The organism is Pseudomonas californiensis, assembly GCF_021147775.1.
GTDB classification, from domain to species: Bacteria; Pseudomonadota; Gammaproteobacteria; order Pseudomonadales; family Pseudomonadaceae; genus Aquipseudomonas; species Aquipseudomonas californiensis.
Window position 1 is genome coordinate 17,674 of record NZ_JAGTPK010000008.1, and the last position, 15,321, is coordinate 32,994.

Consider the following 15,321-nt stretch of genomic DNA (forward strand, 5'->3'; position numbering starts at 1 on the left):
CATGGAAGAAAACCTCGAAGAGGATCCGCAGCGACTGGCGCTTGAACAGGTGATCGGCCTGCTCACGCCACTGCGTCAACACCGACAAGCCAGTGCCGAACGGGCGCAACGCCAGGCACAGGTGGAACTGAAATCCATGCTGGACCACCTATCAGAAACCAGAGCGTTGCTGGACCAGGAACGTGACCGCCACAAACGACGACGCGCGACGCTTTCAGAGGCTCACCTGGAAAAGACCATGAGCCTGAACGATGTCGATGCATGGCACGAAAAAGAGAAAAAAATGCTCGATCGTCTGGCGTACATCCGTCAGGACATTCAGCAACAGCAACTTCGAATCGCCGAACAACAGGCGTTGCTTGAAGAGCGACAGCAACAGGCCAAGGCGTCTCAGCGTGCAGTCGAGAAACTGGCCTGCATGAGCGAGACCCTCAACGAAGAAGGTTAGTGCCGATGCCCATTCCGATCAAACACGCACCAAAGCCACAGCCAACACCGCCCGCCGCCGAACATCCAGAACACGATGAGCACAAGGCACCCGCGCCGCTGCCGGCTCGGCGTCCCCTGACATTTGATCGTGCATCGGCAGGGATGAATGAAAAGCGCACCGGGGCCGCCGGCACCGGACGCAGCGACTGGCAATCGGGCCGCTCGACATCAAGGAGGTCCGTCGAAGACGAATCAATGAACGCCGACGGGCTGTTCTTCTCCCAACTGCTGGTGCCATCGGTGAGCGAGGAACCCGACCAACAAAGCTTTGCCGGAAGCAACCTGGACTTCTCCGGGACCACAGAGCCGGTGCCCGCGCAACTGATTGATGAAGTCGCGCAACGGTTACCGGACCAGCCTGCCGGGCCGCTCAATTTTACCCTGCTGATGCCCAACCTGGGCCAGGTGCGGGTCAATGCCGAAAAGTCTGAAGCCCGATGGAACATTCAGTTGGGGTTCAACCGGCGCGACGTGCTCAAGCGGCTTCAAGGCCGCACGGGTGCCTGCCGTGACGCGCTGGCGCTCGCCATGGGGCATGACGTCGACCTGCATTTGCACGAGGACCTCGCAGCATGAGCGCGTTACGTCTGCGCAAGGTCGACCCACTGCCAGCCAGGGCGACCCGTGAGCTGGGCGCTGGTCAGCGATTGACGTTTGAAGCCCAGGGCCAGAAAGGCGAATTGAGTCTGTTGCCGCTGGTAGCAGACAGCGATACGCCAATCAAGGGTGTCTGGCTGACGACTGCAGTCGGCCCCTTGTGTCTGGACGACGCCGAGGCGGTGCTGAGCCTGTTGGGCGACGCCCCGCTGACGCTGAGCGGGGAGCAACAAGGCTGGTACTGGCAGTTTTTCAATCAACGTTTAAGCCCCTCGATTGCCGCAGTGCTGGCACCGATCGGGCCACTGGCCGACGGTCCTGCGCCGACACTTTTCGGATGCCGGGTTCAAGTGCGTCTTGCCGAAGAGTCGCTGCACGCTCACCTGCACTGCGCGCCTGAAACGTTGCTCAGGCTGTTCGCCTGCGCGCCCTGGACAGCCTGCAAGCGGCCGGTCGATGACGCCTGGTCCGTGACCACGCCATTGATCGTTGGTCAGTTGGCGCTGACCCTGGATCAGCTCGCCTCCCTGCGACCGGGCGACGTACTTCTGCCCGCCCATTGCCAGTTCGACAGCGCAGGACAAGGCCGCCTTGCCCTCGGTGGGCGCCAATGGGCAGCCCATGCTGGCAGTCAGGATCACCAACTATTTCTGCGGCTCAGCCACGAGGAGCATGCTCACCATGAGTAATGAAGATCTGTACCAGGATGATGTAGACACCCTGGAAGACGACGAGCGTGCAACGGACTACGCGGACCGTGACGAACATGATCACGCCTTTAACGCTGACGATCATAACCAACAGCATTGGGCAGGCGCCGACGAAGATCACCAGGAAGGGGAACTGGAGGACCAACAAGCGCAACAGGCCGTAGCAAGCGAAGCACCGCCTGACCGGGCCGCGTTTGAAAGCCTGGAATTGGAGCTGACGCTGCGTTGCGGCCAACTCAAACTCACCCTCGGCGAGCTGCGACGTCTGGACGCCGGAACGGTTCTGGAAGTGGCCGGCATCGCGCCAGGCTATGCCACGCTGTGCCACGGTGAGCGGGTCGTGGCCGAAGGCGAGCTGGTGGACGTCGATGGCAGACTGGGCCTGCAGATCACACGAATGGTGACTCAGCCATGATCATGGAGGGGGTCAACCCGATCCTGCTCGCGCTGTTTCTGGGCTCGTTATCGCTGATCCCGTTCCTGTTGATCGTCTGCACGGCATTCCTGAAAATTGCCATGACCCTGCTGATCACGCGAAACGCCATCGGCGTTCAACAAGTACCGCCCAACATGGCGCTGTATGGCATCGCCCTGGCAGCCACAATGTTCGTCATGGCGCCGGTCGCACACGATATCCAGCAGCGTGTACACGAACACCCACTGGAACTGGGCAGCGCCGAAAAACTGCAAACCAGCCTGCGCACCGTCATCGAGCCACTGCAACGCTTCATGACCCGTAACACCGACCCGGACGTGGTCGCTCATCTGCTGGAAAATACCCAGCGAATGTGGCCGAAGGAAATGGCCGATCAGGCGACCAAAGAAGACCTGCTGCTGGCGATCCCGGCGTTCGTCATGTCGGAATTGCAGGCCGGGTTCGAGATCGGTTTTCTGATCTATATCCCGTTCATCGTGATTGACCTGATCGTGTCCAACCTGCTGCTGGCACTGGGCATGCAGATGGTCTCGCCCATGACCCTGTCACTGCCGCTCAAGCTGCTGCTGTTCGTACTGGTGTCGGGCTGGTCGCGGCTTCTCGACAGCCTGTTCTATTCGTATATGTGAGGCAGTCATGGAAGCGTTGGCACTGTTCAAGCAAGGCATGTTTCTGGTCGTTATTCTCACGGCACCGCCGTTGGCAGTTGCGGTGCTGGTCGGTGTGGTCACGTCTTTGCTGCAGGCCTTGATGCAGATCCAGGACCAGACCCTGCCCTTTGGCATCAAACTGGGCGCGGTAGGCCTGACGCTGGCCATGACCGGCCGCTGGATCGGCGTTGAGCTGATCCAGTTCATCAACATGGCCTTCGACCTGATCGCACGGTCCGGGGTCAGTCATTAGATGCCCTTTGACGCGCAATACATATTCGAGCTAATGCTGGGCATGGCGCTGGCCATGGCGCGCCTGGTGCCGTGCATGTTGCTGGTGCCAGCCTTTTGTTTCAAATACCTCAAAGGGCCGTTGCGCTATGCCGTGGTGGCGGCGGTTGCACTGATCCCGGCGCCCGCCATCAGCCGTGCGCTAGGCACACTGCACGATAACTGGTTTGCAATCGGCGGGCTGCTGATCAAGGAGGCGGTACTGGGCACACTGATGGGGCTGTTACTGTATGCACCCTTCTGGATGTTCGCCTCGGTCGGTGCCTTGCTCGACAGTCAGCGCGGCGCGCTCAGCGGCGGTCAGTTGAACCCCTCGCTGGGGCCTGATGCGACCCCGCTCGGGGAACTGTTCCAGGAAACCCTGGTGATGCTGGTCATTCTCACCGGCGGGCTATCGCTGATCACCCAAGTCATCTGGGACAGCTACACGCTCTGGCCACCGACCGCCTGGATGCCGGGCATGAACGCCGATGGCCTGGATATCTTTCTTGAACAGTTGAACCAGACCATGCAGCACATGCTGCTATACGCCGCGCCCTTTATTGCCCTGTTGCTGATGATCGAAGCGGCGTTTGCGATTATCGGTCTGTATGCCCAGCAACTGAACGTATCGGTGCTGTCCATGCCGGCCAAGAGCATGGCCGGTCTGGCATTTCTGCTGGTTTACATGCCGACATTGCTCGAACTGGGTAACGGTCAGATCCAGCAACTGGCTGACCTGAAGACGCTGCTCATTCACCTGGTGCAAGTGCCGTGAGCGAAAAAACCGAAAAGGCCACGCCCAAGCAGATACGTGATGCACGGGAAAAGGGCCAGGTCGGACAGAGTCAGGACCTGGGCAAGCTGATGGTGTTGATGGCGGTCAGTGAAGTGACTCTGGGCCTGGCCGACCAGAGCGTGGAGCAGTTGAAAGCATTGCTCGCGCTTTCGTTCAAAGGCATCGACCGCTCCTTCGCAGCATCAGTCGAACTGATCGCCAGCGAAGGGTTTTCAGTGCTGCTGAGCTTTACCCTGTGCAGCGTCGGCCTTGCCATGCTCATGCGGCTGCTCAGCAGTTGGATGCAGATCGGCTTTCTGTTTGCACCCAAGGCACTGAAAATCGACATCAACAAGATCAACCCCTTTTCCCACGCCAAACAGTTGTTTTCGGCGCAGAACCTCACCACCCTGCTGACCAGCATTCTCAAGGCCGTCGCCATTTCTGCGACGCTTTACACGCAGGTCAAACCGTCACTGGGTGCGCTGGTCTTGCTGGCCAATAGCGACCTGGGCACGTATTGGCATGCGCTGCTTGAGCTGTTCAGGCACATCATGCGGGTGATACTGGGGCTGCTTCTGGTGATCGCAATGGTTGACTTCGCCTTGCAGAAATACTTCCACGCGAAAAAGCTGCGCATGAGCCATGAGGATATCAAGAAGGAGTACAAGCAGTCCGAAGGCGACCCCCACGTCAAGGGCCACCGTCGGCAGCTTTCTCATGAGATTCTCAACCAGGAACCCTCTGCTGCGCCCAAACCGGTGGAAGACGCCGACATGCTGTTGATCAACCCGACGCATTACGCGGTTGCGCTCTATTACCGTCCGGGTGAGACACCATTGCCGTTGATCCACTGCAAAGCTGAAGACGAAGACGCCCTGGCGCTGATCGCACGCGCCAGGAAAGCTGGCATTCCCGTGGTGCAAAGCATCTGGCTGACGCGAACCCTGTTCAGGGTCAACGTCGGCCGCTACATCCCCCGCCCTACCCTGACGGCCGTCGGACACATCTACAAAATCGTCAGACAGCTGGATGAGGTTACCGACGAAGTGATCCAGGTCGAAGTCGAGCTGTAAGCACCGCATTGATGGCGGCCTGACTCACTGGCCTGCTTTATTATCCCCTCTCCCCTCTCCCCTCTCCCCCCGATCCAACCGCCGCCGACAAGCCGTTCGAGGCTGAAGCACGCGGTGCCTGTGGCTGGAGCCAGCATGCCGGTCCTTGCAAGCGCAGCAGACTGACAGACACCTGAAAACCCAGAGCGTTGAGGCACGCATGCTTTCTGGCTCAATGAAAGGCTGCGAGCTTGCTGCCACCTGACCCCCGGCAAGAACGTTATACGCCAGCAATAGGGACAAGACCGCCAGCCAGCGCAGACATCAAGGCTCATCCCGCGGGACGGGAAAGGCCCTGCCAGCTCTGGTCAGTCATGTGTTGCGTGAGAAATGGGAAGTAAGAAGCAGAAAGTAGCGCGCCCAAAAAAACCGCTTCCGTGAAGACGGAAGCGGCGCGGGCTGCGTTGGCGCAGAGTCAAGCGATACCGGCCTAAGCCAGATGATCCAGCCCTGCCAGTATCAACTCGTGCCGTCGAATGTCGTCCAGGTTGGTGACTGAGTTCGGCGCATCACTGACCGCATGCCACACGACAAAATCGCGCTGCACGTCCAGAAACAGAAAATAGTTACTGAAGCGCTCTGCTTCTGAAAACCGGAGTTGCAGTGCTTCTCTGAGTTGCTCCGGGCGCAGCGCCCGGCCTTCGATGTGCAGCGCAATGCCCCAGTCATGGTGTTCGCGACGACTGACGAAAGCCACTCCATTGGCCACTGGCCAGACAGCGGGACTTTGGGAGGCGACCTGAGTGTAGAACGCCACTTTTTCAGTTACCTCAATCATTTCTAATCCTTTAACTGCACAACGGTATAGTCCCGCTCGTTATCACGCTCATCCACGCCCTGACGCATATCCTGCGGCCACCAGATAACCAGTTCACGGTTACTGGAGTCCGGACGTTTGCAGGCATAACCTGCACAGCCGTGAGTGGCGCAACCTGTCAGGGTCGCGAACATAACGAGCAACAGAACAACGCTACGGCTTTTCATGGTGTGACTCCCTTAAGCAGCGAAGGTCGACTTTCCTTGGCCATCTTCGATATCTGAGGTTGGCGAACGGCGATATAGATCTCGCTCTCCTGGCCCGGCTGCACCCAGGCATGAGGCCAGGCCGCCACGCCGATGACCCAGCGCCCGCCGCATCGGCTTTCATCGATACGGACCGGTTTGTCTGTAGTGTTTCGCGCCACCACTACCGCAACACCCCAGTCTTTCTTGACGAACCACTGTGAGCGTTTCTGATCGAGCACCAGGCCCTCGCCCGGGTCGCACAGACTGTCGGTCTCAAACGGCAGGGTTTCCCCGGAGCGCATGCCCACCGGCGCCACGCCATCAACCATCTGGGTAAAGACTTGCTGGACATCGCCACGGGTCGGCAGCTCGCCGCCGTCACGGCGCTCCTTGATGGTCTTCATCTGGTCATCGATATCGTGAGGGTTGCCGTTCTGTACGTAACGCGCAGGGTTCACCTGATCGCCGATCAGGCGCGGCGTCAGAATGAACAGCCGTTCACGCTGGCTCAACTCACGTGTGCGAGACTGGAACAACAGTTTGCCGATGTAGGGAATGTCGCCCAGCAGCGGAATCTTGTGCACCTTGTCGTTGGTTTCCAGCCCATGGAAACCACCGACCACCAGCGAGCCGTGCTCGGCGATGACCGCTTGAGTGCTGACGTTACCTTTGCGCACGCTTGGCTGTTGATCATTGATGTCCGAAACGTCGATCTGACCGTCTTCGATGTCGATGATCAGTTGCACCTGAGGTTTTCCGTCATGATCCAGCGAGCGCGGTATCACCTGCAGACTGGTGCCTGCCGTGATGGGCTCGATTGTCGCCACCCGCTCGGAGGTTGCAGTCAGGTATTCAGTGCGACTGAAATCGATGACAGCCGGCTGGTTTTCCAGGGTCAGGATAGACGGGTTACCAATGACAGACGCCGAGCCCTTGCCTTCCAGCGCGTGCAGTTCGGCCGAGAATTTGCTGGCGTTCTGAATAAATAGCGTCGAACTGGTGCCCGCATCGAACAGGTTGGCGCCACCACTGACGTTGCCACGATTGAAGTTCCAGCGACTGGACAGCTCCGCCAATTCGTTGCGATCAATGTCGAGAATCACCGCATCGATTTCGATCAGATTGCGCGGGATGTCCAGTTCCTTGATCAGTTTTTCATACATCGGCTTGCGCTCGGGCAAGTCATAGATCAACACCGCGTTATTGCGTACATCGGAGCTCACCCGGATGTTCACGCGTCCACCAGATTTGCCTTTTTCAGGTTTTTTGCTGCCATAACTCAGCACCCGATCCAACCCCTGCTGGAGCGCGCCAGTATCGATGCCGTTGGCATCCATGTTGTAAGGCAGGCTCGGCACACCCGAGCTGCCGCCGCCGGAAAAACCGCCGCCCGCGCTGCCGCGTCCCAACAAGTTGATGCCATTGATGGAATCACCTCGGGAACGAGTGTCCAACAGGTCCTGAAGAATACTGGCGACCCCGGCCACCACCAGCTGTTGATCACGATAGCGAATGGTGCGATCAGCCGCGTTGGCGTATTTGAGAGGAAAGACCACCACATCCTGCTTTTCGCCTTTCTCCGGCGAGTCGACCTTCTTGCTGTAATCGCGCACAAGGTCGACGTACTTCACAGGGCCTCGAACCAGGACAACGCCTTCGTTCGGCAGCACGCCCCAACCAAAACGTTTGTCCAGCAGACCGACATCGGTCAGCGCAGTCTGCAGATCGTCTACTGCATCGGATGACACCTCGATGCGTGCCGAGGTGCGCTCGCTGGCCGGGCTGATGTACAGCGTGTCGTTATAGACAAACCACTGGAAGTGATACTCCTGGGCAAGCCGCTCAAGAAAGTCTTCGGGGGTCTGGGCCCGGATACGACCGTCGAGCGTTCCCGTCACTGGCGTCATGTCCAGCGCCATTCCGAATTCTTTGGCAAAGTCGGCCAGCGCCGTGCCCAGCTCAGTCTGGCGGGCATCGTAGGCGTAGGCCGTATGTTTCCAGGCTTCAGGGGTAGCCGCCCACGTTGGAGAGGCTATCCCTATCAACAATAAAGGCAACCACATCAAGGCCTTGCGCATGTCACACTCCAGGTTGCCGGTAATTGAGGGTTGTTCGCCCGAAGGCGGCGAGCGCGGTGTTTCCAATAGAGGTCTGCATCAGGCTCAGCAAGGCTGCGCGCTGATTGGCCAGGCTTTCGAGGCGATTGAGCAGGTCGTTGACGGTGCACGGGTTGGGCATCCAGCTGACCAGGACTACACAACGGGTCTGCGGATCGATGCCGAACGCACCCTCACAGGCGCAGGCCAGGCTCGCGCCCCCCTGACTGAGCAGTGCATCGAGCCGCTGCGGATCATTGGCGTCGTAGGGGTCGAGCAGCTCGATACTGCAGCGGATGCCGTCGCCGACCACAGCCAGACGCGCGTTGGCGTCATCTATCCAGCAGTCGAACGGGGTCCACGGCCGCAGTTCGCACCACTGGCCGACGACCTCGGTGAAATCACTGAAATCCATCAATGACATTTTTGGTCAGTTTGTAACTGGCTTGCTGGCACTGGTCAGCAACGTTAGAGCTGACGGCAGCCTGCTGGCTCGCCTCACCGAAGGCATCGATATCGTCGGCGGTAAAATGACCGTTGCCGTCTTCCAGTACGTCGTCCACGTTGGACAGGGCACGGGTGAGCGTGTTGTCGAGGTTATTTTGCAGCGACTTGAAACTTATCATGTCCTGATACTCCAGCAGAAAGGTTCAAACCTTGAGTGGAGCAAAGGCACAGAGCGGTTCCATTTTTGCCGGTAAAGGTCACTCAATTAGAAGGCTGACTGCCCATCAAACCGTTACGCAGCGTGGCCCAGTCGACATCGAACGCACCATTGGCGTCGCTCAGACGCAAGCTTTCGGTGGCAATCAAAGCATCACGTTTGAGCTGCCAATATTCGGCAAAGCGACTCTGCGCCAACCACTCGGCAACGGTATCAGCGATATCCGGATGGACGCTCAGCGTGGCTACCGACTCGTTGAGCTGACTGGCCGCAAGATTTTTGACAAGCGCCCGAGCGCGCTCGGCGAGCGACGTCTCATCGAGCAAATGCTTGAGCGACTCGGTCAGTAGCTGCTCGACGGCCTCCATCGCTTGTCGCTGCAAGGATTCGCGCTGGGCCTTGAGCTCAATCAGAAACACATTGGCAGATGTCCAGAACTCAGCCAGCGCCTGCTCACGAAGACGATCCCCTTCCTCTTGCTGACGGGCCAGCATCTGACTGACCTGTGCCTGCGCATCGGCCAGGATGTTCTGTGCCAACAGGCTGTCGGCGATCTCTTCGCGGCGCAGGATCGGTTCAGGCAACAGCGTCGCGGCCGAAAGAGCAATACTGCGTTTGGCTAGCATGGGAAACTCCGGCACGGGTAATACGCGAAAGTGTTCAGTTCGCGGTGACACGCCACATGATGGCCTGCCACAACGTCTGCAACTTGTTGTCAGGGGCCTGGCACGGATAGTCGGCGACCTCACCGGGCGGCCATGCCAAACGTAACCGTGACCAGAACTCAAGCCCCAGCCAGGCGCCGAGCAAGGGCCGCGCATCGCACTTGTCGCAGTCCAGCCAGACACCCGGCCGCAGCGCCTTGGTCAGCGCCCAGCACCACTGCCCATCCGGGCCTGCGGTTTCGGTCTGAGCGAAGCAGATGAGCTGCGCCAGAGCCAGCGCCCGCTGCTGTTGTGAGGGGTCCATCGCGATCCAGCGCAGCACCGGCTCGACAGGTTCGGGGGGTTGGCTGGGCGCTATTCCTGCGATTTGCAAAAACGCGTTGTGACGGCTGCTCATCAATGTGTCGCAGGCCTGTACCGACAGCCCCTGCGGCTCGGCAAACCGGCTCTGCCAGCCCGGATGAGCCCACCGCCAGGGGTTGCACCACCATTGCACCCAAAGGTCTTCGGCGGTGAGACCGGTCATGTGCGTGCCGGCAGATTCGAACGGCCGCGACCGCCCAGGCCGATGCGTCGCAGCACCGCAGCGCGCCAGTCACCGCGCAACAGCAGCGTGACGATGAGCAGCAGCACCGCGATCGCAACGGGGACAAGCCAGAGCATCAGGTTCCAGAACGGCAGGTTAGCGCTGTCGAGTTTGAAAGGCCCGAAGCTGACCCATTCAGTGGTTTCCTGAAATTCTGTGGCGGGCACGAAGACGATCGAAAACTTCTTCGAATCGGCCGACTGACCGGACATGCCAGGAATACTGCTGGCCACCATCTGCTGGATGCGCCCACGCACGCTGTCAGGATCAAGGATCGAGGAGTGCTTGATAAACACCGCCGCCGACGCAGGTTGAACAGGTTCACCGGGCGCAATACGTTCCGGCAGGACCACGTGAACCCTGGCCACGATCACCCCATCGATCTGCGAGAGCGTCGCTTCGAGTTCCTGAGAGAGCGCGTAGATATAGCGTGCACGCTCTTCGAGGGGCGTGGAGATCACGCCCTCCTTCTTGAAGATCTCGCCCAGGCTGGTACGCGACTGACGTGGCAAGCCAGCAGCGTCCAGGACGCGTACTGCACGGTTCATGTCGCTGGTGGCCACCGTGACCACTACACCTGACTTCTCCATGCGCTTGCGCGCATCGATATGCTGATCAGCCAGGCGCGCAACCACCTCATTGGAGTCCTGTTCGGACATACCGGTAAACAGATCGGTTTCGTTACTACACCCGCCAAGCATGAGGATGCACAGCAGCAAGCCTGCACTGAGAAATTTCACACAAGACCTCTACTGCAGGTTGGTCAGCTTATCGAGTGCTTGCGCCGTTTTGCTTACCACCTTGGTCGCAAACGCCGTTTGCAGAGAACATTGCGACAATGTTCTGGTCATCGCCGCAATGTCCATGGCATCACCGGTGTTTGAAGCCTTTTTCATGGACCGCATGGCTTGCTGGGATATTTTGTCGGTTTCGCCAAGGCTCCCGGAAATCGCGCTGGCGATGTGCTCGGACAGCGGTGCGCCGCCGGGCACCTTGTCTGGCTGCATCGCAGCGGTAAAGAAATCGACATCCGCCTGGGCCGGCTCGGACACGAGGCCCTGAGGCCCATCCTGCCCAAGATCCGACGAAAGGCTTTTGACGTTACTGAGATGGGAAATGGTCACGTGAACTCTCCTCCAGGCGGATGCGAATCAGGCAACAGCCTGGCTTTGTCGACTTTGCAGCAGGGTCTCGACGATCGCTGCTGCGATCAGCTCGGCCCCCTTCTTCATGTCACCGCCGACATTGGCCGTGACGCTGCCTGCAAGCGATGCTTCAAGCCCTTTTTCGAAGAGGCCATCCAGCAATTGACCCAGGTCGACACCTGAGGTATTGCCGCTTGTTGAATTGGCGGGTTGTGCCGCTGGGCTGGGGGTGCCCAATCCTCCGCCGGACAGCATCGACTCCAGGCCGCGGTCTACCATTTCGCCTACCAATTGCCCAAGGCTGGTGTTCTCGGCCTTTTGCGGATCAGGCGTGAAATAGGAAGCAGGGTCGACGTCCTGGTTTTCCGGCGAAATCGAAGAGCCACCCAAACCACTGCCGCCGCTGGCCTCGTTCGGCTGAGTGGCCAACTGCTGACCGATGACGTCCAGAGCCGAACGAAATTGAGCCGTTTCATTGGCATCCAGGAAGTTGTCCTCGGTGAGTTCCTTGGTCCACGAACCTGAATCGGGGGCCGGAAATGCGGCAGGATTGTCGTCCATGAACTGCGCGATCTTTTCCAGCATCGGCATATCGTCCTTGGAAAAGCTGGTCCCGTTGCCTTGCTGGGACAACAGTTCGTCCAGCGCCGACTTGGCAAGACCGTTCAGCACCTGAGTCATCAGGCCGGACTGACCTGCACCCGATGAGTTACCGGCACCAAAGGTGTCGGCCGAGGCGCCAAAATTGTCACCCAGCTTCTCGTGGATAAGCTTGTCCAGAGCCGCCTTGATATCCTCAAGACCGCCGCCGGTGGTCCCCATGGCATCCATGACTTTGGCGAGCATCTTGCCCAGTGGCGAGCTCTGGTCCAACTGACCATTCTGGGTCAGGTCTTGAGCCAACTGAGCGATGACGTCCTGAAGCGCCTTGCTCGACGTGCTCTCGGCAGGCGCCTCGGGACGTATCAGAACCAGCGCCATCGTCGGGCTTTGCAGTGAACTGTTAAGACTGAGACTCTGCATCACACCCTCCTCGAAGTAGCTGCCCCTTCATGGTGAAGGGGCGTTCAGAACAATCAGAACTGGACGACCGAGTTCCGGATCTTACTGGCGACGATCTGGTTGGAGAGTGCTTCTTTCTTGTCTTCGAAACCTGCCAGCATGCTTGACTCACGCAGCAGGCCGTTCTCGCTGTCTGCGGTGGTGTCCAGCTCGGCGCTTTTCTTGTCACCGCTTTTGATTGTGTCACGCGTTGCGTCGATGCTGTCAGTGCTGCCGGTGTTCTTGACCAGGGCGGTGTTACGGTCGATAGAGCTCTTGCTGCTGTTGATCGTTTGAGCGCCGCTACCGACAGTGTTGATAGCTTTGTTTAAAACGCTAGAAAGTGGCATAGCTTGATACCTCGTCGAATAACCAGCGTGATTGCTTGGTACAACTAGGTGGCAGCGGTCAGCAAATCGGTTCCAGCACCTGCGCAAAAAAAATCAGATCTGCAGTTCCTTGATACGTCGGTAGAGCGTGCGACGTGGCATGTCGAGCTCTGCGCTCACCGCATCGACGCAATTGCGGTGACGCTTGAGGGCGTCTTGAATCAAGGCTTTCTCGATGGCTCGCAGCTGCGATTTCAGACCAGCACCCGCATGATGTTCATTCGGCGGTTCCAGCCCCAGCAATGACAGACCCAGCACGAAGCGCTTCGCTGCGGCCTTGAGCTCACGGATATTGCCGGGCCACTCATGCTCCATAAGCACCTGCTGCAACAAGGGGCAGACCGTCGGCACAGGCACCTCAAGTTCACTGGCGATAGCGGTCGCGAACCGCATGAACAGCGGCACGATGCGCTCGCGCTGAGAACGCAGTGGCGGCAACTGAAGCGTCAGCACATTGAGCCGGAAATACAGGTCACGACGAAAGCGTCCCTGCTCGACCGCATCGTCGAGAGAGCTCTGTGCCGAGGCAATCACACACACATCCAGCTTGATCGGAGAGGTGGACCCCAATCTCTCCACCGCACGGGTTTCCAGCACGCGCAACAGCTTGACCTGGAGATTGAGCGGCATGCTGTCGATCTCATCCAGGTACAACGTGCCGCCCTGGGCTGCCTCGATGTAGCCGACGCGGGAGCGATCTGCGCCGGTAAACGCGCCACTGACCACCCCGAACAACTCGCTCTCTGCCAGGGACTCGGGAATGGCCGCGCAATTCATCGCCACCAGTCGCCCTTTGCGGCCAGACATCTGATGGATACGCTTGGCGATCGTGTCCTTGCCCGTACCGGTTTCTCCAGACAGCAACACGTCGATCCCCAGCTGCGAAATACTTTCCGCTACGATTCCCAGATTCGGAACACGTTCGTGGTCCAGATCATCATCGAATCCGTCGTGAACAGTCATCCATTGCCCCTACACAGCATCATTGCGCAAATACAAGCGAACGGGATTGCGGGTTACACGGCGGTATGCGCCGGCACCCCCAGCTCTTTCATGCGGTGGTACAAGGTGCGTCTCGGGAGTTCGAGCTCCTGAAGCACGGCGTCGACGTTGTGCCTGTGGCGCTTGAAGGCATCCTGAATGAGCCTTTTTTCGATCACACGCAGCTGCGTGCGCAGACCTGTGTCAGGGTCGCGGGCTTCCAACTGCTCGGTACCCAACAAGGGAAAGCCCAACACGAAGCGCTTGGCCGCTGATTTCAACTCGCGGATATTGCCGGACCAGTCGTGGCTGAGCAGCAGTTGCACGCGTCTGCTGTCCAGAACTGGAGCAGGCCGGCCGAATTGGGCCGCGATGGCCTGGGTGAACTGGTCGAACAACGGCAATATCTGTTCACGACGGGTGCGCAAGGCTGGCAAATGAAGCGTCAGCGCGTTGAGCCGAAAATACAGGTCGCGACGGAATAGTCCTTGTTCCACCAGTTCATCCAGAGGCCGCTGGGCCGAGGCAATCACGCGCAGATCCACCGGAATGAACTCGGTAGAGCCCAGGCGCTCAATGCCACGGCACTCCAGCACCCGCAGCAGCTTGGCCTGAAGGCTGACAGGCATGCTGTCGATTTCATCCAGGTACAACGTGCCGCCACTGGACGCTTCGATGTAGCCCTCGCGTGCCCGGCAAACGCCTGTGAAGGCCCCGCTGACCACACCGAACAGCTGGCTTTCGGCCAGTGATTCAGGGATGGCTGCGCAGTTCATGCCCACAAAAGGCCCGGAGCGGCTGGAAAGCTCATGAATGCCGTTGGCCAAGGTATCTTTGCCGGTGCCGGTCTCGCCGCACAACAGCAAATCCATATCCAGGAATGCACCATTCATTGCTACTTTCTGACCCGCCGACAATGCAGTAACACCCCAACGTTCTCGAACGTCCGTATTAATGTCTGTGCTCATCGATGACCCTCACTGTGAGTGGCAAGAGAAATACTAATACCACGCTCCACATCGAGCACATATAAAAATTTAGTTCCCTGACGAATGAGAAAAATATCACAAAGTTGAGATTTACCGTCAAAGTACCATCATCATATAAAGGCTCGAAGAGGGGGGTTGGGTCTTCCCGAAGAAGCGCCCTGGGCGCCTGGCGATTACCAACGCCTGACGACCCCGATGCGCCTTGAACAGTACGCTTTGCCTCTAAAACGGGCGTAAAGGCCAGCGCACGAAGGGTCAAAATGTCCAGAGCACCTGAAACAGTCTTTCCAAAGCCGTTTTCGATTGCACACACCGGCCGCGTTTTTTTTGAACAAATGATCAGGCAGCAAAACTTATCAAGACCGAAATGCATGCCTCAGAGAAAGTTTGAAACTTCCGCAGGGCTACCCGAGAACTTTCATGGACCCGTTAGTTTTATTAATCACACGCCACTTACACTAAACCGCACACGCTTTATTAACGATACTTCACACGTTATTCAATAAGCGAAGCGCCTGCTAACAGTAGGCAGCGTTGACGGCAATCGAGTATCGATTCAATTCGGATTTCCGAACGACAAAGGCGTCGAGTGAAAAACCCGGCTCCAATCCCCGGTTTCCAAGCATCAAAAATGATAACAATAGGCCATCATTACATTCGGCAATCCGAACGGTCGGCCGGGAGAGCAAATGGATACATAACGTCGAAGAAAAAT

Annotated in this window: 21 protein-coding genes; 8 read left to right on the top strand and 13 right to left on the bottom strand. The window is 58.4% G+C overall.

Annotated elements, in window-relative coordinates; genetic code table 11:
- The first annotated feature begins 1 nt into the window (after position 1).
- Genes KDX37_RS09640 through sctU form a run of 8 tightly spaced genes read left to right on the top strand, consistent with a single transcriptional unit; the run spans position 2 to position 5,006 of the window.
- Positions 2–448, top strand: coding sequence for a type III secretion protein (locus KDX37_RS09640; protein ID WP_231652474.1), 447 nt, complete (start codon positions 2–4; stop codon positions 446–448).
- Between the two features lie 5 nt (positions 449–453).
- Positions 454–1,065, top strand: a complete 612-nt coding sequence (locus KDX37_RS09645; RefSeq protein ID WP_319941685.1) for a type III secretion system HrpP C-terminal domain-containing protein — start codon at positions 454–456, stop codon at positions 1,063–1,065.
- The gene (locus tag KDX37_RS09650; RefSeq protein ID WP_231652475.1) at positions 1,062–1,775 is read left to right on the top strand and encodes a type III secretion system protein; all 714 of its coding nucleotides are present in this window, start codon (positions 1,062–1,064) and stop codon (positions 1,773–1,775) included. Before KDX37_RS09645 ends, KDX37_RS09650 begins: the two co-directional genes overlap by 4 nt.
- Complete coding sequence (locus tag KDX37_RS09655) at positions 1,768–2,211, top strand: FliM/FliN family flagellar motor switch protein (RefSeq protein ID WP_231652476.1); 444 nt, start codon at positions 1,768–1,770, stop codon at positions 2,209–2,211. The genes KDX37_RS09650 and KDX37_RS09655 overlap by 8 nt, the downstream gene beginning before the upstream one ends.
- Complete coding sequence (gene sctR, locus KDX37_RS09660; protein WP_231652477.1) at positions 2,208–2,861, top strand: type III secretion system export apparatus subunit SctR; 654 nt, start codon at positions 2,208–2,210, stop codon at positions 2,859–2,861. The genes KDX37_RS09655 and sctR overlap by 4 nt, the downstream gene beginning before the upstream one ends.
- A gap of 7 nt (positions 2,862–2,868) precedes the next feature.
- A complete protein-coding gene (gene sctS / locus KDX37_RS09665; RefSeq protein ID WP_003339811.1) occupies positions 2,869–3,135 on the top strand; it encodes a type III secretion system export apparatus subunit SctS in 267 nt (88 codons plus the stop codon).
- Entirely contained in the window at positions 3,136–3,930 is a 795-nt protein-coding gene (gene sctT, locus KDX37_RS09670; protein ID WP_231652478.1) for a type III secretion system export apparatus subunit SctT, read from the top strand.
- The gene (gene sctU, locus KDX37_RS09675; protein WP_231652479.1) at positions 3,927–5,006 is read left to right on the top strand and encodes a type III secretion system export apparatus subunit SctU; all 1,080 of its coding nucleotides are present in this window, start codon (positions 3,927–3,929) and stop codon (positions 5,004–5,006) included. The genes sctT and sctU overlap by 4 nt, the downstream gene beginning before the upstream one ends.
- Positions 5,007–5,475: 469 nt before the next feature.
- Here the strand turns inward: sctU and KDX37_RS09680 are convergent, their stop codons facing one another.
- The 13 genes from KDX37_RS09680 to KDX37_RS09740 form a co-directional block, all read right to left on the bottom strand.
- The gene (locus tag KDX37_RS09680) at positions 5,476–5,823 is read right to left on the bottom strand and encodes a type III secretion protein HrpV (RefSeq protein ID WP_231652480.1); all 348 of its coding nucleotides are present in this window, start codon (positions 5,821–5,823) and stop codon (positions 5,476–5,478) included.
- 2 nt (positions 5,824–5,825) lie between these two features.
- Complete coding sequence (hrpT, locus tag KDX37_RS09685) at positions 5,826–6,029, bottom strand: HrpT family type III secretion system protein (RefSeq protein ID WP_231652481.1); 204 nt, start codon at positions 6,027–6,029, stop codon at positions 5,826–5,828.
- Positions 6,026–8,128, bottom strand: a complete 2,103-nt coding sequence (gene sctC, locus KDX37_RS09690) for a type III secretion system outer membrane ring subunit SctC (protein WP_231652482.1) — start codon at positions 8,126–8,128, stop codon at positions 6,026–6,028. The genes hrpT and sctC overlap by 4 nt, the downstream gene beginning before the upstream one ends.
- Before the next feature lies 1 nt (position 8,129).
- On the bottom strand, positions 8,130–8,561 hold the full coding sequence (locus tag KDX37_RS09695; RefSeq protein ID WP_231652635.1) for a type III secretion system chaperone: 432 nt from the start codon (positions 8,559–8,561) through the stop codon (positions 8,130–8,132).
- Positions 8,548–8,772 (bottom strand): type III secretion protein HrpF, encoded by a 225-nt coding sequence (locus KDX37_RS09700; RefSeq protein WP_231652483.1) that lies wholly within the window; start codon positions 8,770–8,772, stop codon positions 8,548–8,550. Before KDX37_RS09700 ends, KDX37_RS09695 begins: the two co-directional genes overlap by 14 nt.
- A gap of 82 nt (positions 8,773–8,854) precedes the next feature.
- Positions 8,855–9,436 (bottom strand): type III secretion system stator protein SctL, encoded by a 582-nt coding sequence (sctL, locus tag KDX37_RS09705; protein WP_231652484.1) that lies wholly within the window; start codon positions 9,434–9,436, stop codon positions 8,855–8,857.
- Positions 9,437–9,470: 34 nt separating this feature from the next.
- A complete protein-coding gene (locus KDX37_RS09710; RefSeq protein WP_231652485.1) occupies positions 9,471–10,001 on the bottom strand; it encodes a type III secretion protein in 531 nt (176 codons plus the stop codon).
- On the bottom strand, positions 9,998–10,801 hold the full coding sequence (gene sctJ, locus KDX37_RS09715) for a type III secretion system inner membrane ring lipoprotein SctJ (protein ID WP_231652486.1): 804 nt from the start codon (positions 10,799–10,801) through the stop codon (positions 9,998–10,000). The genes KDX37_RS09710 and sctJ overlap by 4 nt, the downstream gene beginning before the upstream one ends.
- A 9-nt stretch (positions 10,802–10,810) precedes the next feature.
- The gene (gene sctI, locus KDX37_RS09720) at positions 10,811–11,185 is read right to left on the bottom strand and encodes a type III secretion system inner rod subunit SctI (protein ID WP_231652487.1); all 375 of its coding nucleotides are present in this window, start codon (positions 11,183–11,185) and stop codon (positions 10,811–10,813) included.
- 27 nt (positions 11,186–11,212) lie between these two features.
- Complete coding sequence (hrpZ, locus tag KDX37_RS09725; RefSeq protein WP_231652488.1) at positions 11,213–12,229, bottom strand: type III secretion system effector HrpZ; 1,017 nt, start codon at positions 12,227–12,229, stop codon at positions 11,213–11,215.
- Positions 12,230–12,282: 53 nt separating this feature from the next.
- A complete protein-coding gene (locus tag KDX37_RS09730) occupies positions 12,283–12,597 on the bottom strand; it encodes a hypothetical protein (protein WP_231652489.1) in 315 nt (104 codons plus the stop codon).
- A 93-nt stretch (positions 12,598–12,690) separates the two neighbouring features.
- Positions 12,691–13,599, bottom strand: coding sequence for a sigma 54-interacting transcriptional regulator (locus KDX37_RS09735; RefSeq protein ID WP_231652490.1), 909 nt, complete (start codon positions 13,597–13,599; stop codon positions 12,691–12,693).
- 53 nt (positions 13,600–13,652) lie between these two features.
- The gene (locus KDX37_RS09740; protein WP_231652491.1) at positions 13,653–14,585 is read right to left on the bottom strand and encodes a sigma 54-interacting transcriptional regulator; all 933 of its coding nucleotides are present in this window, start codon (positions 14,583–14,585) and stop codon (positions 13,653–13,655) included.
- Positions 14,586–15,321: the final 736 nt, after the last annotated feature.